At 64.2% G+C, this 25,851-nt stretch carries 11 protein-coding genes; 3 read left to right on the top strand and 8 right to left on the bottom strand.

All coding sequences use genetic code 11. From position 1 onward, the window contains the following. Nucleotides 1-17 precede the first annotated feature (17 nt). From BMX59_RS24375 to BMX59_RS24340, 7 genes are all read right to left on the bottom strand, one after another. Nucleotides 18-1,706, bottom strand: coding sequence for a putative porin (locus BMX59_RS24375; protein WP_093126650.1), 1,689 nt, complete (start codon nt 1,704-1,706; stop codon nt 18-20). Between the two features lie 42 nt (nt 1,707-1,748). Then, nucleotides 1,749-2,453 (bottom strand): energy transducer TonB family protein, encoded by a 705-nt coding sequence (locus tag BMX59_RS24370; protein WP_092245862.1) that lies wholly within the window; start codon nt 2,451-2,453, stop codon nt 1,749-1,751. 3 nt (nt 2,454-2,456) lie between these two features. Then, nucleotides 2,457-2,882, bottom strand: a complete 426-nt coding sequence (locus BMX59_RS24365; protein WP_010564254.1) for an ExbD/TolR family protein — start codon at nt 2,880-2,882, stop codon at nt 2,457-2,459. Between the two features lie 11 nt (nt 2,883-2,893). Continuing rightward, entirely contained in the window at nt 2,894-4,693 is a 1,800-nt protein-coding gene (locus BMX59_RS24360; RefSeq protein ID WP_093126646.1) for a DUF2341 domain-containing protein, read from the bottom strand. 24 nt (nt 4,694-4,717) lie between these two features. Next, complete coding sequence (locus BMX59_RS24355) at nt 4,718-6,301, bottom strand: ShlB/FhaC/HecB family hemolysin secretion/activation protein (protein WP_093126643.1); 1,584 nt, start codon at nt 6,299-6,301, stop codon at nt 4,718-4,720. Nucleotides 6,302-6,360: 59 nt separating this feature from the next. After that, on the bottom strand, nt 6,361-6,954 hold the full coding sequence (locus tag BMX59_RS24350) for a transposase (protein WP_071495338.1): 594 nt from the start codon (nt 6,952-6,954) through the stop codon (nt 6,361-6,363). Between the two features lie 735 nt (nt 6,955-7,689). Continuing rightward, on the bottom strand, nt 7,690-8,166 hold the full coding sequence (locus BMX59_RS24340) for an Lrp/AsnC family transcriptional regulator (RefSeq protein ID WP_071491274.1): 477 nt from the start codon (nt 8,164-8,166) through the stop codon (nt 7,690-7,692). Between the two features lie 159 nt (nt 8,167-8,325). Here BMX59_RS24340 and BMX59_RS24335 point away from each other — a divergent pair, with 159 nt between their 5' ends. The 3 genes from BMX59_RS24335 (at nt 8,326) to BMX59_RS24325 (ending at nt 13,500) form a co-directional block, all read left to right on the top strand. After that, entirely contained in the window at nt 8,326-10,113 is a 1,788-nt protein-coding gene (locus BMX59_RS24335; protein ID WP_093126637.1) for a tyrosinase family protein, read from the top strand. Continuing rightward, nucleotides 10,110-11,843: a hypothetical protein gene (locus tag BMX59_RS24330; protein WP_092245876.1), complete on the top strand. Its 1,734-nt coding sequence runs from the start codon at nt 10,110-10,112 to the stop codon at nt 11,841-11,843. Before BMX59_RS24335 ends, BMX59_RS24330 begins: the two co-directional genes overlap by 4 nt. A gap of 67 nt (nt 11,844-11,910) precedes the next feature. Continuing rightward, entirely contained in the window at nt 11,911-13,500 is a 1,590-nt protein-coding gene (locus BMX59_RS24325; protein ID WP_093126634.1) for a hypothetical protein, read from the top strand. A 67-nt stretch (nt 13,501-13,567) separates the two neighbouring features. Here the strand turns inward: BMX59_RS24325 and BMX59_RS24320 are convergent, their stop codons facing one another. After that, complete coding sequence (locus BMX59_RS24320; RefSeq protein WP_093126631.1) at nt 13,568-25,810, bottom strand: filamentous hemagglutinin family protein; 12,243 nt, start codon at nt 25,808-25,810, stop codon at nt 13,568-13,570. Nucleotides 25,811-25,851 lie beyond the last annotated feature (41 nt).

The following is a 25,851-nucleotide window of genomic DNA, read 5'->3' as shown; positions in this document are numbered from 1 at the left end:
TGGCATCTCCCTGCGCATCAAAAGCGCGTGTTGAGTTCCAGTTGCATCACATCCACCTCGAACGGCGCGCCATACACTTCGGACGCACTCAACCAACGCGCACTGGCGTAGATGTTCTTTTCGATGCCGTAGTTGGCGCCAATGAAGTAGCCCTTGGCGTTGGTGCCGCCCAGGTGGAACGACGAATCGTTGAAGCCGTCGGGCAAGGCGTCAGGCTGGATGTACTTGTAGCCGGCCAGTACGTTCCAGTCGCCACGCTTGCGCATTTCCAGCGCGCTGCCGAGGGTGAACGAAACCATCAACGCATTGCCGCCACTTTCAAACTGACCGTTGCTGTTGATGTTGTTGACGATCTGGCCTTCGCTGCGCTTGAGCATTTCGCCCTTGTCGTAGGCCAGGTTGTGGATGTAATTGCCCTGGGTGCGCAGTTTGAAGTCGCTCGGCAGCTCGGCATCCCAGGCCAGGTTGAGGTCGAGCACGTCGAACTTGGACGCCAGGCCCACGAACTGCGGCTGCGGGGTCAGGCCGGGCGTCGCCGGGTTGGGGGTGATGTCGCGTAGCAGGAAAACGCTGTTGCCCTTTTGCATGAAGGCCAGGCGTGAACCGTCGCTGTCACAGGCCGGCTGGCCGGACCAGGGCTGGCAAGCGCCGGAGCGCTTCCCTTCGATATCGTCGAAGTGGTAGTACGCCAACGCGCCCTTGAGGCTGTTTTCGCGGTTGATCTTCCAGTTGGCGCCGATCTGCCCGCCAAACAGCCATTTGGTATCGCTGTCTTCCTTGTCGAAACCGTTGCTGCTGGCCGAGTCGGAGGTGTACTCCACCGGGAACGCGCCCAGGGTGCCGAACAGGCCCCACTCACTGTTCAGCGCGTGATTGAAGTTGGCGGCGACACCGTCGAAGTTCAGGTCGCCCGAATACATCATGTCGGTGGAATAGAACGGGTTGGCGAAACGCCCGGCGGTAAGGGTCACGTCCGGGCTGGCCTTCCAGCTCAGGTAACCCTGGTCGAGCCAGATGTCCTTCTTGCCAAAGCCACCGCCCAGGGTTTGGGTGGTGGACACCGGGTTGTTGTCGGAGCCGGTGCCCACCCGAATGCCAGCGGTCCAGTCCGGCGACAGTACCGCTTTCATGCCCAGGCGAGCGCGCAGGCGGAACAGGTTTTCGCGGTCCTTGGTGGTGTTGAGCAGCGGTGGCAGCTTGGTGTTGGTGTCTTTGTTGGTGTCGTACGGGCCACTTTCATTGAGCTTGGCGTAGTCGACGATCTCGTTGCTGTTGTTGCCCGAGAAGTAGCGCGACTCATCCCGCAGGCGGATATCCCCGTCAAAGCTGATGCGCGAGATCCAGTCCGGGAAAGTATTGGGCTGCGCCCAGTTTTCCTGCTTGGCGGTGGCCATGACCTCGGCCTTGACCTGGTCACGAATCTGATCCTTCACCGCCTGCGGCACGTATTGCACCCGCACATCGCCGGGGGCTGCGGCCACCACCGGCGCGGCATTGGCCTGGCGCGCCTGCCGGGCTTCTTTTTCGGCCTGGGCGATCAGCCCGTTGGCGGTGTCCTGGCTCAGCACGCCCTGCTGCACCAGCAGGCGGATCAGGTTGATGGTGACGTTTTCCGAGGGCGCAACCGGCGCTGCAGCCGCCTGGCCGACCAGGGTCGCGATGACCATGCCGACCGCCAGGGTCAGTCGATTCACGGGGGAAATCATGTGTACGCAACTCCTGTAAAAACCGTTGAAAAAAGGATTCAATCAATCCGGGCGCCGGCCCTTGAGGGACAGGCGCATGGGCAGCGTCAGCGACGCCGGTGGTTTCTGTGTGGCACGCGGCGCCTGGATCAAGGCGAGCATCTGCGCATCGGTCTCGGCATCCCCGCTGGACTTGGCCACCAGCGCCTTGGTGACCTGGCCATCGGCGCCCAGCCACAGGTCTATCTGTATCGAGAAGGCCTTCTTGCGCAGCTCAGGATCCTCGCGCATCAGCCGTTGATAAGTGCCGGCCAGGTACTGCTTGTAGGTGCCGGTCCCCAGCCCGCCGCCACCGCTGCCGGCCATACCGCCGCCCTTGCCGGCACCGATGTTGAAACCGTCATTGCCGGACTGGGCGTCGCCATCGATCTGCATCGGGTTGGCCAAATCCTCGTCAGGCGAAGGCGGCGCTTCCTCGACCGGCTTGACCTCTTCGGGCTCGGGGCTCGGCACCGGTTCCGGGACTTTTTCTTCGACCTGGGGCTCGGGCTCCTTGGGTTTTTCCGGCGGCGGCGGTGGTGGCGGCGGCAACGGGATAATCGTCGGCACCTTCGGCGCTTCACGGCGCACGCCGCTCATGTCGTTGGCCCATTGCCACAAGAACCAGGCGGCGACGGCGCCCAGCAACAGGCCGGCGCCCCACTTCAACGGGCGCAACGGCGGCGTGTTTTTCACAGGCGGTGGCGCGATCGGGATCTGTGCAGTCATGACTCAGCCCTGGCTCGGTTTGCCGGTGACCAACCCCACCTGGGACAGCTCCAGCCGGCGCAGCAGGTCGAGCACTTCGATGACTTTCTGGTACTGCACCATCGCATCGCCGCGCACAATCACCGGGAAGTCCGGGTTCAGCGCTTTCTCGATGCGCAGGCGCTCTTCCAACTCGCCGAGAGTCACCGGATAGGCGTCGAGGAACACCTGGCCGCCGTCATTCACGGAGATGGCCTTGGTCTTGGCCTGCGACAACGACACCGAGGCGCTGGCCTTGGGCAGGTGAATCTGAATACCGGACACCTGGGCGGTAGCGGTGAGGATAAACATCACCAGCACCACCATGAGCACGTCCACCAGCGGCGTGATGTTGATGCTGTCGACGGCCGCGTCATCGTCATCGTCGTGGGAGGCATTTACGGAAGCCATGGCGATTCTCCTCAGGCCGGAACCGATGCGTGATGTTCGCGGCGGTGCGCGGCTTCACTGTGCTGGCTCTCGCCGTGCATCTCCGCCAGGCGAGTGATGAACTCGTCGACGAACACGCGCATGTCCGCACTGACTTCCTTGTTGCGCGTGATCAGGCGGTTGTAGCCAAACAGCGCGGGGATCGCCACGAACAGGCCCATGGCCGTCGCCAGCAACGCCGCCGCCATGCCAGGGGCGATCGCGTTGATGTTCACGTCACCGGCCATCGCCGTGCCGAGGAACACCACCATGATCCCCAGCACCGTGCCGAGCAGGCCGATGTACGGGCCGCCGGCGATGGCGTTGGACAGGGTCGACAACTTGGAACTCAGGGCCTGGTTCTCGCGGGTGCGCACGCCGTCCATGGAGCAACGGATGGCTTCGATGGTGGCGGCCGACACCGACGAAGTGTCCGCGCCCTGGGCACGGCGGGTGCGGATCTCCTTGACCGCCACCAGGTACAGGCGCCACAGCGAAGAATGAGTCAGGCGCTCACCCAACAGGGCGTCGTCGGCATACATCTCCAGGCGGGTGCCGATCTGCGCGAAGTGCTCGCGGAAGACCTCGTTGGCACTGCTTACACGGCTGACCTGGCGGTTCTTGCGCAGCATGATGACCCACGACTGGAACATCATCGCCACCAGCACCAGGATGATCACCCAGGCATCCACCGGTACGGCGTTGAGCAAAAAGCCCAGGCTGCCGAAACCGAAGCCGGATTGTTCTTCATCCACCCCGTAGGCCACCAGCTTCGACTCGGCGCCCTGGGCGCTGGCATCGGCCAGCAACAGCACAGCCGGGCGTGCCACCTTGGACAGGCGCAGCTCATCGATGGCACCGGCGAATGGCAGGTGGGTGCTGCCGGCTTCCGGCAGGTCGGCGCCAATGGCGGTCTGAGAATTGAACGCCGGCAGAGCCACTGCCAGAGTCGCGGTTTCGCGGCCATTCACGTACAGCGTGACCTTATCGCCCTCGGCGGTGAACGCCAGGTGCTGCCACTGACCAGGGTTCAGCGGTTGAGTGGAGACGGCGCGCTGGCCGTCGACGTCCACGAACGGCATGCCCTGGTTCAGGCCCAGTAACAGACTATGGCGGCCGTCGCGACGGGCCAGCACCGCTTGCTCGCCGCTGGCCTGGTCCAGGCGCAACCAGGCGCTGAACGTGAACGCGCCGCCCGCCGCCTGCTGTAACGAGGGGCTGGCCGGCAACATCAACGCTTGGCCGCTCAACTGCAAGGCGCGGCCGATCACGCCGTCGATGCTCGCGCCGGTGGCGTTCAACGCGGTGTTGGCGTAGGCCGTGGTGTCCCGGGCCGGTGTGCCATTGGCCCCGTCAAAGTGGTAGAGCGCGGTGTAGTTCGGGTCGAAGGTCAGTTGCCCATTGGCCGTGGCCGGGGCCTTCTGGTTGCCGTAGTACATCCACAAGTCCTGGCGCTGGCCGCCTTCGACCTTGGGCACATCGACCCAGATCAGCGCCATGCCCATCAGTGGGTCGAAGCTTTCGATCTGGTGGTTGAACACGGTCTTGTCGTCGGCACTCACAAAACGCAGGTCAGAACCGTCGTCCTTGACCCCGTCAAACGTGAAGTTGCCGGTGTGCAGGCGCACCAGCAGTGCAGTGCGACCCAGGGCCTGGCTGATCGCGGCGCCTTGGGCGGTGGCGTCTACCGAAATCTGTTTGCGGTAGTGCCAGTCGTCCTGCCACCAGGCATGGGCGGTGGCCGGGAGCGCGAAGCCCAGGCAGATCAACAGGCTCAGGAATAGGCGTTGCATGGGTGAAGTCTCCGGAAGAAAAAGTCAGAAAGTCGCCTGCACACTGAAGTGCAGTCGCGAGTCCTGTTTCTGGGTGTTCGGTCCATCGAGCAGCGGGTAGCCCCAATCCAGGCTGCCGGACAACCATTTGCTCAAACTGGCGCGGGTGCCCAGGCCGACACTGGCCAGGCTGTATTCGTCTTCTTGCTCGGGCAGCGGGTCGTGCAGGCGCATGCGCGCGCCTTCGGCGAACGCATAAAAGCGCCACTCCTGCACATAACTGCCGAGGAACCTGGCCAGGGACGGCGTGCGCAGCTCCTGGGAGAGCAAGTAGCCCTCATCCCCGGTGCGCTCAGCCGCCAGGTAACCGCGCACCGAGGTGGCGCCGCCGGCGGAATACTGCTCGTTGGAAACCAGCGGCCCCGACGCGAGCTGGAAGCCACCCTTGGTTGCCGACTGCCAATCGTTGGCAAAGGTGTAGGTGTAATTCAGGTCGCCCTTGAGCACGGCGAAACTGGCGCTGGCCTTGTAGCGCTTGTAGTCGAACTCTTCGGCATCGCTGCCGTAGCCAAAGAACGCGCGGGTGCCCACCACCAGGTTCAGGCCCAGGCCCAACTGGGATTGTTCGGTGTAGCGAAAGCCGTTGTAACCCAAGGTGAACGGTGCGTACTTGAGCGGCACCTGGTCGCTGCTGGAGCCGAATTTCATCTGCTCGTCGAAGTCCTTGAAGTCCACGCCGAACGAGAACGAATGGGCCCAATTACCCGCCGCCGGCAGGTTGTAGATGGCCGACACACCGTAGGAATGGCCCTTGCCCAACACGTTGCTGCCGCCGATGGTGGCGATGTTGCTGTCGGACTGGTAACCCGAGAACTGCAAGGTCCAGCGCTCATTCAACGGCGCGCTGTAGGAGCCGGACCAGACCTTGGCGTTGTCGGTGTCCTGGGGCGCGGTGAAGTAGGTCAGGGAAATGCTGTGGCCCAGCTGCCAGAGGTTGTCGTAACCCAGCGTGGCGACCGAACGCAGCTTCTCGGTGTCGGCGCTGTAGTCGTTGTTCAGGCCGAGGGTGGCGTGCCAGGGGTTCTGGTCTTCCACCTGCAGGTCCACATCCATCGTGCCCGGGCGCTGGCCTTCGCGCACCAGCGGCGTGACCTGGCGCCCGGCACTGCGATTGAGGCCGGCCAACTGGGTTTGCACCGTGGCAAAGTCCGGTACCGCGCCCTCCTCCAGGGCCGGCACCTGCTCGCGGATTTCCACCGGTGAATAGTGCTTGGCGCCGACCACCCGTACGCGGCCAACCTTGGTTTCGCTTACTTGCAGGTAGACGATGCCGTCATCGACCTTCTGCTCCGGCAGCTCGACAAACACCGACTGGTAGCCACGCGCCTGGTAGATCTTCTGCAATGCATCGCGGGCACCCTCGATATCGTCCAGGGTCTTTTGCGGCCCCAGGAACGGGTACACCGCCTCCTCGATCGTCGCCGCATCGAGCACGGTATTGCCGCGCACGAAGTACTCATTGACGTCGACCCTGCGCGCCGCCGCCTCTTCCTCGGCCAACACCGGTTGCGCCAGGCTCCCCAGCGTCACGCAACACAGCGCCAGCGTTAATTTGAACAGATGCTCCACACCGCCCCCTGACTGTCTGATTGTTTGCACCGTCGCCGAATGCCCGGCGTACGGCCTGCTCAATTGCTGGTGATCGCGGTGTTGCCGTGGCGTGCCAGCCAGGTGTGCAACAGAGCGAAGTTCAACGAGAACTCCGGCATGTGCAGCAAGGCGCCACAAAACACGTCACCGATGATTTTCTGGATGAGTTGCACCGCACGCGGGTTGTTCAGCAGCGTGGCGATGTCGCGAGTCAGGACATGAACGCTCCAGACCTTCTGGTTGAGGTCCAGGCCGACGAACCAGCGGAACAGCAGGTTGTAGTTCAGCTGTTCATGCAGTTGCTGCTCGCTGGGCACCGAATACAGCAGCTGCAGCAGCAGGATCTGCAGCACGGTCTGCGCCGGGATCGACATCGCGGGTTCGGCGGTGAGCCAGTCACGGTGCTGGTCGAGCACTTCGTCGATCTGCGGGCGCAGCAACACCAGGGAATGGCCTGCCGGGATGTAGCTTGAGACTTCCTTGCGGGCGCCCTGCCAGTCATCCTGGGAGACGATCCAGACCCAGGGTGCGCCGTAGCGATAGACCGACACCGGCTTCTTGCGCGCCGCCTCGACGATCTTCGACAGGCGCTGGTCGAGCTCCTGCATGCCCACTTTCGAGTAACGTTCCATAGTTCCCATCGCCCCACTCCTGGCATCCTGCTTGCGGCTGAAAAGCTCACCTTTCTGGTGGGCTCAAGCGCGTTACACAGAGGAGACGGGAGTGGCCATGGGCTACCGAACTTTTGTCATGAAAGCTTCATTTGGGATTGGGTGGGGGGCAATTCTTGGTGGTGTTTATATCCGTTATTTGGGTAACGGCGGCTATTGGTTCCGCCCTTACGGCGGCTCACTTTTGAAAAGCCGGAATGCCGGCCCAGTCAAAAGTAAGCAAAACGCTCTTGCCCCAACACTCGGCACCTCGCCTAGGCTCGGTGTGCCCGTAATCCGACAGTGATTTGGGGGGCCGCCTAAGATCAAAATCAAAAGCAGATCAAAAGCCAGAGCCAGAGCAAACCACCCTTCAACTGATACATGAAGATCAACCTGTGGGAGGGGGCTTGCCCCCGATGGCGGTGTGTCAGCCAACTCATCAGTGACTGACCCACTGCCATCGGGGGCAAGCCCCCTCCCACACTTTGACCGAGTACCGGCCATACAATCCGGTCGGCTCCAAGGCCGCCGCGCTCTTGCTTTTGATCTGGGATCGCCCCGTCAAACACGCTGGCCGAACCTAGGCGAGGTGCCGAGTGTTGGGGCGAAGGCCTTTTGCTTACTTTGGGCTGGGCCGGCTTCCGGCCTTTCCAAAAGTGAGCCGCTGTAAGAGCGGAACCATAAGTAGCCGTTACCGAAGAAACGGATATGTACTCAACTCCGAGAACAAAACCCAACCCCCTGCAACGGCAACTCATAAGACTTCTTAACCGTCCTAACCACCAACGTAGAAGAATAAGTCCGAATCGGAATATCTCGATAAGTCTCCAGAAACCGATAGATATACTCGGTGTACTCCGCAGCATCCCGAAACTTCGCCACCATCACAAAATCAAACTCCCCCGTCATCAGGTAACAATCCTGAATCTCCGGATGAGTCGAAAGGATGTGCTGCATCTTGCGGTCAATATCCTGGCTATCCCTGTCCAGCTTGATCAGGAAAAACGCCGTCACCTGAATACCCAATTTGCGTTCATCCAGCACCGCTACCTTGGCCTTGATGATCCCCACGCTCTCCATGCGGCGAATCCGCCGATAACAACTGGTGGAAGACAGCCCCACGCTGTCGCTCAACAACTCCAGGCTCTGGTCGCAATCCTTCTGCAACTTGCCCAGGATCTTCAAATCCATGGCGTCTGTCATAGGTTCCGAATCGTCCTTGAAAAAATGCAATGAATACGTCGCAAAGACGGGCCAATTTGCACAAATCCTGCGCAGTGGCTAGTTAACATCGTTCCAGCTTAGCAGCCCGGCCAACACCTGGCCTGAAGGCGGCATGAGAGGGATCTTATGATAGTCGCGAAACCGACATGGACCGGTGATATCAAGGCGCTGTTCAGCGCCCCCTACTGGATACCCGCCGCCCAGCGCGCCGCCGTCGCCGCCACCTGGGTCGGTTGCATGAACGCCTACGAGGTGTTCCTGGAAGACCCGGCCTCGGTCAAGACCTGGTCGCAAACCATCTACCAGCACCTGGCCTCGCGCAACATGCCGCTGACCACCGATCAGCAACAGTTCTGGCCGATGGATGCCCTGGAAACCTTCCGCCTTTGGGTCAACCAGGGTTGGCGCCTGGACAGCATCTCGCCGTTTGACCTGGCCGAGCGCATTCCGCCACCGGCATTGCCACACCCGGTCAAGCGTGTGCGCCAGGACATCCGCTCCCTGAGCCCCGAAGCACTGAACCTGTACCGCGCCAAGCTGGATGACGTAATGCACATCGGCGACCCCGACAGCGGCTCGCCCTGGCAGCGCTATGCCTACATCCACACCAACTGGTGCCTGCATTACCAGGAAGCCTTCGCCCTGTGGCACCGCGCTTACCTGCTGTACCTGGAAGCGCTGATCGACTGCGCGATCCCCTACTGGGACTGGATGGCCGCAGACGCCAGTGTCGACGGCAGCCCCCAGGCCGGCTTGCCCCAGGCGTTCCTCGATGAAACCTACGTGCACCCGCATACCGGTGAGGTGCGGCGTAACCCGTTGCGTTATGCGGCGGCCAAGGATGGCTGCTCCAAGGTCTGCGCCACCGCGCCGGTCGAGGGTGTCGACTGCCTGTACGTGCAGCGCAATCCGCTGTTCTACACCCAGGGCGAGGCCTTTCGATTCGAGCGCACCCAGCTGTATGGCATGAGCCGGATCTTCCAGCAGCAGGTGGTCGATGCGCTGGCGTTCACCACCTTCAGCCAGCCCCAGGGTGTGCCAGGCTATCCGTGGGCCAACATCACGGCCTTCGACCCGCCGCAACCGGACAACCTCTACCCCAACCGTGCGCTGAATTTCGACGGACTCTACGAGCAGCCCCACGACAACTATCACGGCTGGATCGGCGGCGACATGGCCGACAACGCCTACACCGCCTTCGACCCGGTATTCTGCTCCTATCACGCCAACATCGACCGCATGCTGGAGGTCTGGATCCGCGCCAACCCGGCGGCGCAGTACACCACCCAATGCCTTTTGCAACCCTTCGCCGGGCATCAGGCCGATGACGTGACCTTCACCAGCGCCGATGCCTGGCGCTACACCACCCTCGGCGACATGGCCCAGGACAGCCGGCACATCGGCTACGACTATGGCACGCCAGTCGCCCCGCAGTTCGGCGCGGCCAAGGCTGTGTGCTGCCGTCAGCCGCAGGCGGCAGGCAGCGGTCCGTGGGTGGTGTTCGACCATGTGCGCTGCACCCACGACACCTACCTGATCGACGTCTTCCTCAACCAGCCCGACGCCACCGCGCAACACGCCCGCGCCGATAACCCGCATTACGTCGGGCGCTTCAGCCGCATCGGCATGGGCCTGGTCGACGACAAGGGCCGCTGCGTCACCCAGGGCGTGTCGCGGGCGCTGAACGCTGCGCGCAATGCCCGGGTACTCAAGCTCAAACCGACCGACACAGCGCAGTTATCGCTGGTCGTGACCCACTCCGATAGTGGCCAGGTATTGACGGCCGATGCATACGCGCCGCTGCCTGGCTTTATCGCCGAACTGGTGTGGGACGACCCGCGCCAAACCTCTGCCGGCCCCGCTCCGGGCGCCGGTTGCTGCTCCACCAACACTGATGCTGGAGAACCGACATGAGCACACCCTTCACCCAATTCACCTCCCCCGCCGAACAAGCGCCCAAGGACTACAACAAGCTGGGCCTGGAGGACCAGCTGCCGACGTTCGAAACCGACTGGAACAACAACGTCACCGGCTGGACCCAGATGTCGATCATCGGCAACCCCTGGTCTAACCTCAACGATGCACCGCGCTCGGGCTATTACAACCCGCTGGAGAGCGGCTACGGCACGCTGACGCCAAAGACCATCACCTGGCAGCCCTTCCCCAATCGGCTGTGGACGTTTTTCTATAACGAGGGCGCTGCCGTGGTCCCGCAACTGGGCGGCAAGGCCATGACCCTGGACCAGGTGATGCAACTGACCGACCACGGCCAGATCACCCTCAACGACACCCTCTATTCGCTGTACCCGGACCCCAAGGCCACCCAATTGCAGATCCCCAGCGTGCTGTGCAAATCCATCAACTGGAACGGCCCCTACGCCGACTTTTCGCCCTCGGGCCCACGGGGCTGGCTGGACGAATACTGCGAATGGTCGATCACCCGCGACCCCGACGGCAACATGCGCAGCATCATGTTCACCAGCGAGAACCCGGCGTATTTCCTGACCATGTGGAACATCGACCCGGGTGCCGTGCTGGGCCTGTACCAGGCGTATGTCGACCCGCAGGTGAAACTCGAAGACCTGTACCTGCGCTACACCGCCGACGGCCCGACCGGCAAGGCCGGCGAACCGGTACTCGACCCCACCACCGGCCAGCCCGCCTACGACACCGTGAACAAATGGAATAGCGGCACCGTGCGCATACCGGGCGTGTCGGGCGGCGCGATGCACCTGACTTCCGGCCCCAATACCCTGAGTGCCGAGATCTACCTGGCGGCGGCGGCCACCATCCTGCGGCCACTCACCAGCAGCCAGAACCAGCAGAGCCTGATCTGCTGCGCGCAATACGGGCAGAACTACCGCAACTCCGACCCGCATATCGGGTTCTCCGCGAACCAGGCGGCGGTCAACAACCTGATCTCGTTGACCAACCCTATCGGCCTGTACCTGCAGCAACCCAAGTCCTTCAGCACCTGGAAAGGCCCGCAAGGCCAGGATGTCAGCAGCTACTGGCGCGTTACCCGTGGCACCGCCGGCACCGGCCCGAACAACTCCGACCAGATTCTCCAGGCGGTCTTCGAGGTGCCGGCCAGCGCGGGGTTCTCGATCAATGAGATCACCATCAACGGCACGCCGATCGACTACGTGTGGGTGATCGCCAACGAACTGAACGTGGCCCTCAGCGTGACCCCTGCGCCGCTCACGGCCCAGCCCAAGGAGTGTGCCTGCGTGGCGGCCAACACCACCGATGCGCAACCCTGGCCCGTGCAGTTGCTGCCGATTGACCTGTTCTACGGCCAATCCCCCAGCGACTTGCCGGCCAGCTTTGCCCCCGGCAGCTCAGGCCAGTTCGTATTGGTGGTACAAGGCGCCGACCCGAACACCACGGCGGCGGATGCACGGGTGCAGTTCTCCAACCCGGGCATCACGGCCCAGGTCACGCAGTTCCTGCCGGATGCCTCGGCGATTCCCGGCCAGACCGACGGCGGCGGCACCCAGGGCTACATCATGACCATCACCGTCAGCAGCAACGCGGCGCCGGGGCTGGTCAGTGTGCGTGCGCTGAACCCCAGCGAAGCGGCCAACCCGAGTGCCTCCGAGCACCCCTGGGAAAGCGGCCTGGCCCTGGTGCCCAGCGCCTGAGTGCCTCCCGGCCGCCCATGCCTGGCCTGGGCGGCCGCCCCTTGAGTCTTGAGCAAGGAATGCGATCATGAACGGATGGCTTCGCCCGCTGCGCCGGGCACGCTTGCGTATTGCCTGCGCAATCACCTGCACCCTTCTCCCACTGCTGGCCCCCACACCGGCCAATGCCGCCTCGGACGCCCAGAGCTGCGTCAGCCAGCTGGTGTTCGATCCCACCAGCGGCGGCTTCCTGCCGGTGAACAATTTCGGAACCGAGCAGGCTTTTCTCAATTGTTTCGGCTGGCAGTTGTTCATCGCCATGAACTGGCCGGTCAATCCCGGCTGGCCGGCCAACCCAAGCCTGGCCGGTGAGCCGGACACCCAAAGCAGCGCGGCCCAGTTCGGCGTGCCGCCCCCCCCCGGCCAACCGATGAGCAATGCCCCGGTGTGGGCCAGCTACAAGGATGCCAGCGAAATCTTCCTGCCCGGCGCGGCCAAGCCGTCCGGCTGGGGCGTGGAAACCCTGGTGCCGTCCCATTGCACCGCCACCGGCAACCTCAAGGCGTTTGCCACGGGGGCGCGTAAATTCATCACCGCCACCTCGGAAAGCGCGATCAACCGCAAGCACCGCTTCCACCTGTCCAGCGGCACCCAGGTGACCCTGCCGGATTCGATCATGGAAGCGTCCGGCGGCTGGCTCACGGACCAGTCGGGCAACCTGGTGTTTTTCGAGCGCAAGGTGGGCAAGGCCGAGTTCGACTACATCGTCGACAACGGTTTGTACGACGCCGCCAACCAGCTGATCGTGGCGCAAAACAGCGACAACCGACACCCCGCCGGCCTGTCACTGCCGGCCGGCAAGCCGGTGCGCGAGCTGCCGGCCAAGGCGCTGCCCCAGGAGGAACTGGGTGCCCTGGAACTCAAGGCGGCCTGGCGCGTGCTCACCAACAAGCCCGACCTGTACGGGCGCTACCTGACCACCGTGGCCTGGCTGCAACGCCCGGACACGCTGCAATGCACCCAGGAAGTGATAGGCCTGGTAGGGCTGCATATCATCAACAAGACCCAGACCCAGCCGAACTTCATCTGGACCACCTTCGAGCAGATCGACAACGTGCCCGATGGCGGCGCCGTCCCACCCCAGGGCTACAGCTTCAACAACCCCGAGTGCACCGGCGATGCCTGCGCGCCAAACGTCGCCCGCGTGCAGTGCGACGCCACCCACACGCCGCCCGACTGCACGCCCCTGGACCAGCCGGTGCAGGCCACCCGGCTCAACGCCACGCCCCAGGACATGCAGGCGCTGAACACGGCGGTGCAGCAGACCTTCGCCCAGCAGACCCAGGGCCAGTCGGTGTTCCAGTACTACAAACTGGTGAACGTGCTGTGGTCCAAGACACCCAACGCCCCCAACGATCCAGGCCCTGGGCCGAACGTGAAGGTGCCGCTGTCCTATGGGCCGTTTGTCAGCGACCAGAGTGTCGTGGTCGCCAACACCACGATGGAAACCTACGTGCAGACAGACAACTGCAATGACTGCCACCAGTACGCGGCGATTGCCGGCAAATCCGGGCTGGCGTCGGACTTCTCGTTCCTGTTCGGCAATGCCGACTCGGCGAAAAATACGCGGCTGATCAAACGCATCGAGTCGTTCAAGACCCTCAAGGACAACCCGTAACCGGCGCAAAAAAAGGGGCGATCATTGATCGCCCCGAACGGTACATCGAGAGGTCCCTTCCAAAGCCTTACAAACTGATCTGCTTGCGCTCCTCATCCGTCAGCCGCGCTCGCGCCTGTTCGCTCAGCGGCCCGGCGCCCAGCACCTGCACCGGGCTGTTGGGGTTGTAGCCGGAGGTTTTCTGCGCCGGCGCAGGCTCCTGCGGCAACGGTTCGGTGCCCAGGCTCAACACTTCCACGGTCATGATCGACGGCCTGCCCTGTTTGGCGGCCGCCTGCTGGCTGCGCGCCGCGTCTTGCGCGGCCTGGGACGCCGCCGCACCGGCCGCGCTGGCCGACGTCATGGCGTTGGTGTTGACCGCAGCAGACACCGGCACCCCGGACGACTTGCCCTGGCTCTGGATATTCGCCGCGTTCACCACGCGCAAGGCGGCAATGTTGACGTTGCCGGACACACGAATGCCCGCCTCGCCGGCATCGATGGTGCCCAGCGGTGCGATCAGGTCGATGTCCCCCGCCGGCACTTCCGGGATCGGGTTGAGCGTGGCGATCCCCGCACCGGTACTCGGCACCGACGGCGACAGGCCGACGTTGCCCCAGTTGTCATACACACGCTTGGGCGGCGTGTACACCACGGTGGTCTTGGAACCGCGCCCGGCGTTGATGTCGCCTTCGCTGGTCCAGCCCATGATCGAGCCGCCGAAGGTGGTCATGATGCGGCTCTGGCCCAGCAGGATGCTGCCCAGGGAATACAGCTGGATATCCCCCGCGCCCTGGGTGATCACCCCCGCCGTCGACGGTGGCGCCGCGCCTTCGATACCGAAGGTCTGGCTGCCGCCCGGCGTGAGCATCTGGATGGAACCCCCGAAGTTGGTGTGCACACCCGCGCCACCGAACATCGTGATGTCGCCTTTGTAGGTGATTGGGTTGCCGGCCACGTCCTTGTCCGGGAACAGCGCCGCAATCGCCGCGCGGCCACGCAGGTAGCTGCCCTGGCGCACGCTGCCAGCGGTGTTGTACTCACGGCCGGCGGCCTTGAGCTCGGCGAAGTACACGTCGCGGGCGAACACCCGTTGTTGCTCGGCGGGGAGCGCCGCGTAGTAAGTGTGGGCCTGTTCGGCGTCTGCGGTAAACCCGAAGCGCTCGACCAGCCAGGCGAGCAATTCTCTCTCGTAGGTCTTGGCGACCTTGCTGCCCTGGATCGACTCACCCGGCAGCGCCAGGTTGGCGGGGTTCAAGTAAGCCTCGACAAACCGACGGTAGTCCGGCCCCTTGGGCCCGATACCGGCTTGCAGGACGATGCTGGCACCCGCTCGGTTGTCGCCGGCCGCCACGGCGCCCAGACTGTTCACGCCCACCTGATCGTCCATCTGGATAGTGCGCCCGGCCGTCAGCTCAAGGGTCCCGGGGCCCGCGACATTGAAACTGCTGTAGAGGATGTCGCGCCCGGCGCTGGCAATGGAGATATCAGTCGCCCCCGTGTGCACGAACAGGTTACCGGTGAACGTGTATTCACCGGTGCTCACGTCCCCGCCAAGGGCACCATTCAAGCGGGTGCCGCTGCTGACGATATCGCGCCCGGCGAGCATCCAGACCGGGCCTGCACCTTCGTAGTAGGTCTGACCGAAGCGTGGATCGTTTGCCCCATAGAGACTGAGCGCCCGTCCACTGTTGACCCCCAGCAGGTCACCGCTGAGCGCATAGAAACGCGCCGGTTCCAAGGCGCCGCCCCATGCCATGCTCGCGGTGTCAGGGCCAAACGCGAACAGCGGGTGAAGCCCCAGGCGTGCGATGTTGCCATCACTGGAAAGATTGCCGCTGCCTGCGACCGGCAAGCTGTTGATGAAGCCCAGGAACGCCGGACGCTGGATCGTCGCCAGGCTTTGCGGACTTGCGCTGGAACGGCTGATGGTCAAGTCGCCGCCGTAGATCGAATCGCCCGCCAGCAATTCCAGTTGACCGTTGGCCGACGGTGCCAGCACCAGCGCCTGCAATGGCTGCGGCACATTCGGGTTACTCGTCGACGCACGGCCGTAGTACAGGCTGCCGCTGGCGGCGACCGCACGCAATGTGGCGGGGTAGACCGCCGCCATATCGGTTTCCAGCGTCTGGGTCAGTGGTGTGAGGTTACCGCCGGAGGAGAACAGATCGACTGCCGTACGGTCGGTCCACAGGCTGAACCAGCTCTGTCTTACCCCGTTGACGCCTTCCTTTGCGTAGGCCAAGGCATTCATCTGCGGTACGCGGCCTGGATCGGCGACATCCTGGAGGACCAGGTCGCCCCGGGTAGCCAGGCTGAAGGTCGAATCCCCTGGCAGCAGGCTCAAGCCGCCGGCCGCCATGGCCGAGGTGGAGCGCAGCGGGTCGTAGGCGCGCACTTCGCTGGGGCTCTGGTCCCTGGACTGGTTGCCATAACGCAAGGTCAGGCTGCCCAGACTGCCGCCCGTCACCTGTACGTGGCCGCGCAGGTTCACCAACGAGCCATTGAGGTGATCGACGGTGACCTGACTGGCGGGGTTCAGCGCATCGCCCACCCGCAGGTTCAAGTCGCCACCACCGCTCAGTTGCACACTGCCATCGGCCGCGACCCGCCCTGTACCGCCGACCGCCAGAACGAGGCCTTGGCTGCGTGGGCTGACGTTCTGGGCGGTTGACGACAGCGCACTGATGATTCCCGCATTGCCCCCCACATCAACCGTGAGGTTGCCGCCACCCAGGGTGCCGAACCCGGTAAAACCGACCATCTGGTCCGAACGCACGTTAGCGACGTAAGAACCGAAATTGATCCACCAGGCGGTCGCTTGTGCCTGGCTACCCTCCAGGTTATTACCCTGTCGCCACAGCCAATTGCCGACATTGGCTGAATCCAGCCCCAGGTCGACAGGCACAGGACGCGCAACGCCATTCTGCGCAGGGCTGGTGATATTGCCTGTCAGGTCGCCCCCCACTTTGACCAGCACATTGCCGCCCGTGTCCGGGTACCAGGCGCGGTACAGGCTGTCGGGGCCACCGTTGACCCACTTTTCGTTACCGCCGACGTTACCCAGGACCTTGCCATTGCCGCCAAGGGCACGCTTGAGGTTATACGGGTCGCCAGCCGAGGTGCCCGTGGAGGAGCTGCCGGCGGTGTAGACACCGTACAACGACTCCATGCTCAGGTTGCCGGCTGCCAGCAAATCCAAGTCCGCAGCGCCGGTGCGGATGACACTGAAACGCGTACTGCCGCCCGCCAGCAAGGTGTAGGCATCGCCCTCGGACGAGCAGTATTCCGGCATATCGTCACAAATGCCGGGGTAGGCGTAGCCATCATTCACATCGATGGGCTTGCCCACCATGCTGTTGTCGCCATAGACATCCAAAGAGCCCTGCTCGGTCCAGACCAGCGCACCCTGCCCGTACATCCCATAGTGACTGTCGGCCAACCGAAGGTTGCCGGTGACCGGGTGCGGTTGCAGCAGGCGACTGTCCGCCGCGCCGGTGTCCGCGCCGGCCACCAGCCGAATCGACCACGCTTGCGAGCCTTCCTCCAGCATCGGCGCAATCGCCCAGTTCTTGCCCTGGCGACCGGCATCGGCGACACGCAGCTGTACCGACGCCGCACCGTCCGGCAACTTGACATCGGTACCCGACGGCAACAGCGCGCCACGGGGCAAGACTTTACTGCCTGCCAGCTTGAGGCTGGTAGCCAAAGGCACTCCCTTGGGCCAGATCAGCCCGTTGACGTTGGCCGCACTGCCCAACAAGGTGCCGGCGTCCAGCGTGCTGCCGGCGGCGAGGGTCTGGCTCTGAACCAGCAGCGTGCCCGCGGCGAACAGCACATTGCCCGATGCGTCCCGCACGTCGGCGGCCAACACCGTCCCGGCAGGCAGCACCAAGGACTGGCTGAGCGTTGCCGCGACGGGCAACCGCGTGCCAGCAGGCAGGAACAGCGGCTGCGTCGGCACATCGAAATTGAGCGTCACGCCGCCTGGAAACAGGGTGCCATCCGCCAGGGTCACACCACTGCCCGGCACCACCACCGTGCCGCCGGTGTAGTCGATACCTGCACGCAGGACCCAGCCATTGTCATCATCGGTTTGCGGCGGCGGCGCAAAGCCGTCGTTGATGCTGCCGTAGATATTCAAGTCGCCACCGGCGCGCAGGGTCAGGCTGCCGGCCTCGGTAGGTTGGGTCGACTTGAGGCTGGCGTAGCGATAGCCGGACAAATCCAGGTCGCCCTGTACCACCAGGTCGCCGTCGGGCGTCTTGCTGATAATCTCCACACCAGGCCGCAGGTGGAAAACATCGCCGTAGGTGGCGTTATTCAGGCCTGCCAGTTTGTTCTGCAGCAGGTTGGTATTGCCGAGCGCAGCATTGATGAACGCCGTGCTCAGTGCGTGCTTGCCGTCGAGGTAGGCTTGGTCGATCGCCTGGTACGGACGTCCGTTCGGGGTGGCATCGGTCCTGGTCGGGGCATCGTCGTAGGTGACCATGCCATTGAGCGCGATGGAACGTGCGCCGGTGATGGTCAGGCGCCCACTGGCATCGATGGCAATGTCATTGCCGCCCAGACGGGGCGCGTTGAGCTCCAGGGTGCCGAGACTGCGTCCGTCATTACCGGCCCCTGCCCCCGTGCCATGGCGCAGGTCGATGCGCACGCCATCGGCCAGGGTCAACTGGCCCTGGCCGGAGCCGAGCACAACGGTGGCGCGGTTCGGCGCGTCGATGACCTTGCCATAACTGTCCACGCGCACTTGCGTGCCATGGGCATCGAGCACCGCCGTACCGTCCAGGACCAGGCCGTTCCTGGCGGCCAGGTTGATGCTGCCGACGCGCTCGCCGCTGGCGTCTACCAGGCCGGTAACGCGCAGGCTGCCATTGTCTAGCGAAACGTTGACGCTGTTGGCCTTCACATCGCTGCCGATGATCAGATCGCCTTGCTTGAGCTGAAAGCTGCGCGAGCCATACACCTGGCCTTGATTGAGGCGTTGATTGAGGGCGGCGAACTGTTCATTCAATGTGCCGCTTGTGCCCAGCCGCTGGGCCTGGATCTCCACCGCGCCCGCCAGGTAAGGCACCCGCGTACCGCCGGCATCGTAGTCGCCGCTGCTGCCAGCGACGATCCTGCCCGCCAGGTCGACGGTGCCCGCCGCGCCCTCTACGGCCACCACCCGCAGCCGGCCCGCCTGGTTGTGCTGCGCCGACAGGTCGATGGTCGAACCGACCGCCTGCAGCACGTTGCCCGCACGGCTTTCCAGCAGGACCTCGCCGCCAGCGCTGTATTTAGTCAGGTCGTTGAAAGCAATGGCCCGGCCGGCCACATCGATCAATGCCGCATCAGTCAACACCACGTCGCCACGGGCGCCCAGGGTGAGCTTGCCGCTGGGCAATACCACCGCGCTGGCCAGGCGGATGCTGTCGCCCTGCAAAGACAACTCGCCGCCAATGCCCTTCGCCTCGCCCACCGGACCCGCCGAGGCGCGCACATTAATCGCGCCACCGGCTGTGATCCGGTTGACTGAGCCGGCTTCACCGCTCATCAACGGTGTGAGGATATTCAGGTTGCCGCCGTTGTAGGCAAAGCCCTTGATCGCGTCATAGGCGCCCTGACGCTGATACACCGAGAGGCTGCCCTTATGGTTGGCGGTGATGCGCTGGCTGGCGTTCAGGTTGACGTTGGCAAAGCCCAGGGCCAGGCGGTCAAAGGACTGGGTGGTGCTTGGCTGGGCAAAATCCCCATAGCCGAACTCGATGCGCTCGGCATGGATATCCAGGCGCCCGCTGCCGCTGCCGGCACCGTCAGTCACTGCCGCCACGGGCGGTGTCGCGGCCCCCTGCCAGATCAGGTTGGCGGTATGGATGGTGGCTACATCGTTGGCGCCGCCCGCACCATAAATAGCCGGCGTGGACAGCATCAGGTTGCTCAGCATCGACTTGCCGGTCGCCGAGTCATAAGTGTCCAGGGTCGTGGTGCCATAGAAGTTGAAGCTGTCGCGTGCCGACAGTTGCAGGGTTTCCAGGGCCGGCGCGCCAAATTGGGTGTCCCCCCGCAGCAGGCGCTCCAGGACTTGCTGGGTGAGGGTCATGCCCGCCGGCAGGCGATTGCCGGCAGCGGCGGCGGCCAAGGCTCCGGGGCTGCCGACGTTGATGCTGGATACGCCCAGGTTCAGGTGACGGGTGCCATAACGCACGTCCGCCCCCATCTGCAGGGTGCTGTCGGTCAAGGCAACGAGTGTGCCTTCGGAATACAAAGCGGTCTGGCCGCTGCACAGCGTGCCAGTGCAAGCCCCCAGCTCGATCCCGCCGCTAGTCACACCCGCCATCGGCGTTGCTGCGACCACGTTGAGCAGGCCGTTGGACACCGCCAGCATATTGGGCATGCTGTACACAAAGCCGTCACGTGCGTCATAACTGGCCTTGCCGCGACCGATGGTGTTGATCGAGGCCCCCTGTTCGACGGTTATCTTGCCGGTAGAGGACACCAGCAACACTTCCGGCGCCGCCAGGTTCGCGCCTTCGCGCAGGTTGATGTTGCTCAAGGCTCCGTTGGCCAGGTTGATGTAGTTGCCGCCCTGACCGTAGGTCACCACGGTCAGGCCACCGATCAACAGACGCGCCGCGCCGAGCGCGTTGAGGCTCTCGGCCTCGACGCTGATGCCGCTGAAACCCGGGGTTGCGCCCTTGCCTGCCGCGACGATCTCAATGTCCTTGCCCGTGCTCCTGTTGCCATTGGTCAACGCCACGGTGCCACCGTAACCGCCGTCGGCGGCCTCGAAGCGACCGATACCCTTGAACGAAAAGGCATTGGCACCCGCCCCCGGGCTGAGGTTCAGTTGCAGGGTCTTGGCATCCACCGGCAACAGCGCACGCGGCACCCCGAGGCGGGCCGCGTCGGCCACGGCGAATTGCGCATAACGGGTCTCGTTGTATTGGGAATATCGGCGCAGGGTGTCGGCGGCGGTGAGGATCACCTGGCTCGCCGTACTGTTGCCGATGCCGGTATTGGCGATGGACAAGCGCCCCGCAGTGGACCATGAGCCGTTGCGCAGCAACTGGGTCGTGCCTTCGCTGCCGAGCCCCGCCAAGCCGTTGATTTCCAGGCGGAAGGCCCCCGGCATCAGGGCATAAGTGGACGGCATCAAGGTGTAGGTGCCCGCTGTCAGCCCCGGCACACCGGCACCGATCGTGATCTGCTGGCCAATCAACGGGTCGGTCGCCCCGCCCTCCGGCCCCACCGGGGCATAGCCCGGTTGCGCGCCCGGCACAATCGCGTAGACCGGGTTGGTGCCCAGCCCCGGCAACACAAAACCGCCGGTTGCCCCGAATTGCACCAGGGGGTTGTAGCGCGCATCGGTAGATCCGCCGCGCCCGGAAATAAACCCGGCCCCAAGCAGCTCGCCGCCACCGGAAAGGTCCACGGTAGCGTCAGGCTGCACCACCACCGATTCGCCACCCAGGACCATCCCGACATTCAGGCTGCCGTTCGCGTTAGGCAACGCCCCCTGCCCAAGGAACGTCACAGTCTTGCCGTTGTATTTGTAGACCTGGCCGTCTACCGTGCCGCCGTAGGGCAACACCAATCCCTTGCCACTCACCGAGGTCAGGCTGCCGGGCAGCAACTCGACGCGGCTGGCCCCGAGGTTGCCGATTTCGATCAGGCCCAGGGGCGCACGCACCACCCCGCCCTGCTTGATCGTCGGGCCGCCCAGTTGCAAGCGGCCAAACGCCGAGTACGGCATGGCGGCATCAGCAGTCCCCGTGCGCGCGATCGTCAAGGTACGGGTCGGGTCGTACTTGAAGCCAGAGAAGGCATCGATAAAACCGGCCAGCACCCGTGCGCCAACGTCCGTCGCCGGGTACAACTGCGCGGCGCGCAGCGTCATATCGCCTTTGGTCATCAACTGAGTACTGATGCCCTGCGCGATCACGTCCGCCCCGGCACCGGCCAGGAAGCGCAGGTCACCCTGGCTGCTCAACTGCACATCATCGAAGCCACGGCGATCGATGCTCTGCTTGCTGGCATCGCTCAGCGTCAGGTCACTCTGGTTGCCGAACAGCACATTGCCGCGCACGTCGATCAGATTGCCACTGGCCTGGAACAGCGCCTGGCTGGCACGTTGCGACAGGTTGGACGCCAGCACCGGATGCAGGTACTGGTCCTTGCTGGGGTCCAGCGGCGCAAGGATGCCGGCCAGCAGCAGATAAGGCGCAGACAGGTTGATGCGAGCGTTGGCGGCGGCGTTTTCGGCAAGGCCCATGGCGCCGCTGTACAGGCGCAGGCTTTGCCCCATGTTCAGCGACACATCACCGTCGAAGCTCAACACGCCGTTGCTGAGCAAGGCCAGGTTATCAAAGCCGCCGGTGGTGACCTGGTCCACACCGAGGCGGCCATGGCCGTACTCGAGGGTGTCCGGGAGGGGGCTGGCTTGATGGGACTGGCTGAGCACCAGTTCACGCACCTTGAGCATCGGGTCGGTGACCGCCGCCTTGAGGTAGTAAGGCGTTTCCAGTGCCAGCGATAAACTGCCGCCCGCCGCCGCGGCACCGCCGGCCCGGGCGACCAAGCTGCCATCCAGATACAGGCCATTGTTGGACGCAACGCTGATGCTGCCGCCATTGCTGGCCACCTGCACCCGGCCCTGGCCCGGAATGTCGAGCATCGCCTGGGCACCGGAAGCGTCCAGGCGCGCGCCGTCGCGCACCACCACAAACAGGTCGCTGGCCTTGGCAATGCCGGTGGCCAGGTCAATTTCGCCGCCGAGGCTGATCCTGCCACCCTGGCCGACCTGGCCGTAGAGGCGCCCGCGATTGTCCGCGGCACTGATCGCACGGGCTGCCACATCGATCACCGCGTGGTCGCCGACCCAGATCGAGCGGTTATGCCCGGCGGCATTGGCCACCTCGGAACCGACAGCGGTCAGGCCTCCCAGATTGACGCTGCCGCCCCAGGCATTGAGCGTGCCGTTGACCGTCAACTGGCCGACGCTGCGCAGGTTGATGCTCTGGCCCGGGTCGACGTTGATCACCGCGCCCCGGCCCACTGTCAGGGCCGTGGTAGCCAGTTCGGCCGCCGTGGATTCCTGCCGACCGGCAGTCAGGCTCAGGCTGGCGCCACGGCGCTGGGTCAGCACGCCTTTGGCAGCGTCTTGCTGATACAGCGCAGGGGTCCAGCGCTCCAATACCGTGGCAGGGTCGCCTCCCGTTGGCGCAGCGGACGTCTGCTCGCCAAGGCGATACACCGGCGTGGTGACATCCACCTGGGTGCCATCAGTGACCAGCAGGCCCTCGTTGCCGGTGATGTCATAGGCCGAGAAGCCCTTGTTGAAGAAGTCTTGCGCCAGTTGCACGGTGCCGGCGTCAGGCGCCCCGGTGCTGTTGCCGATCTGTACCTTGCGGGCCTGCAACGCCAGGGTGCCGCCGCCATTGACACCATAACCGCGAATCTCGCCCTCCAGCCCCAGGCTGCCCAGTGCCCCCAAGGTCACGTCACCGCCCTTGCCGCCGATGAGCTTGCCATCCACGCCGAGCGTGGCGCCGGAAGACGCCTCCACCACGCTGCCTGACGCCAGGTTCAGGTTGCCGGTGCTGCGCAGCGACACCTTGCCGCCGTTCACATAGGCCACGCCTTCACCAAGGCTCGGGTCCAGCGCCAGGTTGTTCCAGCGTCCGGCGGCGTCCAGCTTGACGCCTGTCGCCACATCGACCCGTCCGCTGCCCGCGAGGATCACATCGCCGACGGTGTTGCCCGCGTTGAGGTTGACCTGAGTGAGGATGTTGCCCGCGTTGATACTGCCCCCCCGGGCGGTGAGATTGGCGTTGATATCGACCCCCGGCCCGAACAAGGTGATGTCGCCGCCGTCTGCCACCTTGAGCGCACCATTCACCGTGATCTGCTGCTTGGCGCCCACCTTGATCGCGCCCAGTTGGTAACCGTTGAGCGGGTCGCTGTCGAGCACCATCTGGCCCTGGCGATCGGCTGGCAGCGCCGTGGTGAGGTCCAGGCCATCGGCGATTTTCCGGGTATTGCTATCGATCAGCACCTGGTCGGCGGTGCCGCTCAGGGCATAGCGCAGCGTGCCGGTGGTCTTGTTGTAGATCGGAATGTACTGGCCGATGATCAACTGCGCCCGCTGGGCCATGGCCTTCTTGGATTGCTGGTAGCCGTCGAGGTTGATGTTGGGCGCCTGGGTCTGCCGATCGCCCTGGAACACATCACTGATCAACTGACCTTCCAACACCGCACTGGTGGTGCCGACCACCAGTTTGCCGGCGTCGCGGCCTACGGTGTAGCCGGCCTCGTAGCGGCGTTGCGGCGCGATCAGCGGGTTGTAGTAATACTCGGTCTGGCCCCAGCGCGCGCTGGTGTCTTCATAGCCCTTGTAGAACCCCGAATAGAGAATGTCGCCGGGCGCCTTGGACAATTCATACAAGCGGCCATTGGGCCCCTTGAGCCAGGTCTGCTGGATGTAACCGGCCTGCACGTCCACGGTGCCGCCGGACAGGTTGATCTGCGCGCCCGTCTGAGTGACCACATCCTTGCCGGTAAAGGTCACCGTGCCGCCCTGGGCCATCCATTCGCCGACCGAATGTCCTTGAGTACCGAGGTAACCGCCCACTTCCAGCAAGCCGCCGGCGGTGTACCAGCGATCCGTCGCGTAACCGTTGGTGCCTGCCGGTACAAACACCAGCTCGCGCAGGTCGACCCACACATCGTTGTTGATCAGTTGCCCGCCGTCACGGTTCACCGGAGCATCGCGCTGCTCGTTACCCTGCACGTTGATCTTGATTGTGTTGGATGCCATCGACACCTTGACGCCGACCGCGCCTGAGACGTCGATCATCGCGCCATCGCGCACCAGGCTGCGCCCGGTAGCGCTGACCGCCACCTGGCCGCCGGTGGCCAGGGTGATCGAACCCTTCTGGAAGTCCACGGAGCCACCGCTGACGATCTCGACGCGTGATTGGTCGGTACGGTCAGCCACGGCGCTGAGGTGGTTGAACCGACCGGTGATCAGGTTGACGGGTGTTCCGTCGAGTTTGACCAGCCCGTTGTCTTTCTGGCTGTTGAAGGCGGTGCTGCCACTGGCGTCCAGCAAGATCGCGGTGGTGCTGCCCTCGCCCAGGGTCACGTTACCGGTGCTGTCGCTGGCAGCGTTGAGCAGATGAATTGTGCCGCGAGTGTCCACCGAGGTGCTGGCCAGCGCCACGCCGTTTTGCTGCACCTGGTGGCCGGTGAGGGTGATATCGCCGGTGGAGGCCATGATCAGGCCGCTGTTGGTGACTTTACCTGCGCTGCTGCCAGGGTTGAGGCTGGTCGCCACCTCATTGCCACGCGTGGTGGAGCGGTCGTTGCCCGTGGTGCCGACACCCTTGCGGATGTAGAAACTGTCGCCGGCGGCCAGGGTGGTCTGGCCCTTGGCGGTGATGACGGTGCCGGCGTTTTCCACTTCGGTACCGAGCAGCAAGGCATAGCCGCCGGCGTCGGTGGAGGTGGCCGGATTGTGGGTCTGGATCAACGCACCGCGCTGCACCTGAACCTTGCCTGCCGCATCGGTCAAGGTCGGCTGGGTGCCGTTGGCATCGACGTAGAGGCCGCGTTGGGTGAACTGCTCGTCGGTGATGTTCGCGGCGGCCGCCACCAGGTTGCGCACGTTGACCTGGCTGGTGCCGCCGAACACCACGCCGTTGCGGTTCATGATCATCACCGTACCGGCGCCGTTGATCTGGCCCTGGATCTCACTGGGGCGCGCATTGGGATCGTTGACGCGGTTGAGCACCGCCCAACTGGCATGCTGCTGGAAGTCCACGGTGGTGTTGCGCCCGACGTTGAACGTCTCCCAGTTGAGGATCGCCTTGTCGGCGGTCTGCTCGATGGTCACCGTGGTCTTGCCGCCGGACTGGCTCTGGGTCGGGTTCTTGGCGTGGGTCCAACCCTGGGTCAGGCTGTTGTCGACCTGCAGGCCGCCCTTGCCCAGGCCATCGGGAATCGCCGAGACCTGACCGAACGCCGCCTGGCGCCCTGCCGCTTGCGCGGCCTGCTGGGCCGCAATGGCCGCGACACTGGTGTTCAAGGTACTGATGGAGCGCGCCAACTGCTGCTTGACCCGCGCCTGCTGGTTCAATGAAGGAATCCCCGGCACCTGGCCGGCACCGGTACGCGCTGCCGTGGCCGCCTGGGACGCGCCCTTGTCGGCAAACCAGCCGGAACTGAACGCCGTGGCTGCCTGGGCGTTACCCGCCACCATCAATAAGGCAATGGCATGGGCCAAAGGCTTGAGACGCAGGACGGTCTCGGGGGCTTTCAGGTTGACCGGTGATTTGCAGCGGACCATCGGGAATCTTCCTTCTTTGTTATTACGCAGAGAGCAGGACA

Origin of the sequence: Pseudomonas sp. NFR09 (genome assembly GCF_900111535.1) — a bacterium.
Taxonomy (GTDB): domain Bacteria; phylum Pseudomonadota; class Gammaproteobacteria; order Pseudomonadales; family Pseudomonadaceae; genus Aquipseudomonas; species Aquipseudomonas extremorientalis.
Note: the sequence above shows the minus strand (reverse complement) of the source record. Positions and strands in the feature narration are given on the sequence as shown.

Coding starts and splice junctions, on each gene's coding strand:
- BMX59_RS24370 (WP_092245862.1), bottom strand. CDS start 2,453: ATGACTGCACAGATCCCGATCGCGCCACCGCCTGTGAAAAACACGCCG.
- BMX59_RS24340 (WP_071491274.1), bottom strand. CDS start 8,166: ATGGATTTGAAGATCCTGGGCAAGTTGCAGAAGGATTGCGACCAGAGC.
- BMX59_RS24320 (WP_093126631.1), bottom strand. CDS start 25,810: ATGGTCCGCTGCAAATCACCGGTCAACCTGAAAGCCCCCGAGACCGTC.
- BMX59_RS24335 (WP_093126637.1), top strand. CDS start 8,326: ATGATAGTCGCGAAACCGACATGGACCGGTGATATCAAGGCGCTGTTC.
- BMX59_RS24325 (WP_093126634.1), top strand. CDS start 11,911: ATGAACGGATGGCTTCGCCCGCTGCGCCGGGCACGCTTGCGTATTGCC.
- BMX59_RS24350 (WP_071495338.1), bottom strand. CDS start 6,954: ATGGAACGTTACTCGAAAGTGGGCATGCAGGAGCTCGACCAGCGCCTG.
- BMX59_RS24375 (WP_093126650.1), bottom strand. CDS start 1,706: ATGATTTCCCCCGTGAATCGACTGACCCTGGCGGTCGGCATGGTCATC.
- BMX59_RS24330 (WP_092245876.1), top strand. CDS start 10,110: ATGAGCACACCCTTCACCCAATTCACCTCCCCCGCCGAACAAGCGCCC.
- BMX59_RS24365 (WP_010564254.1), bottom strand. CDS start 2,882: ATGGCTTCCGTAAATGCCTCCCACGACGATGACGATGACGCGGCCGTC.
- BMX59_RS24360 (WP_093126646.1), bottom strand. CDS start 4,693: ATGCAACGCCTATTCCTGAGCCTGTTGATCTGCCTGGGCTTCGCGCTC.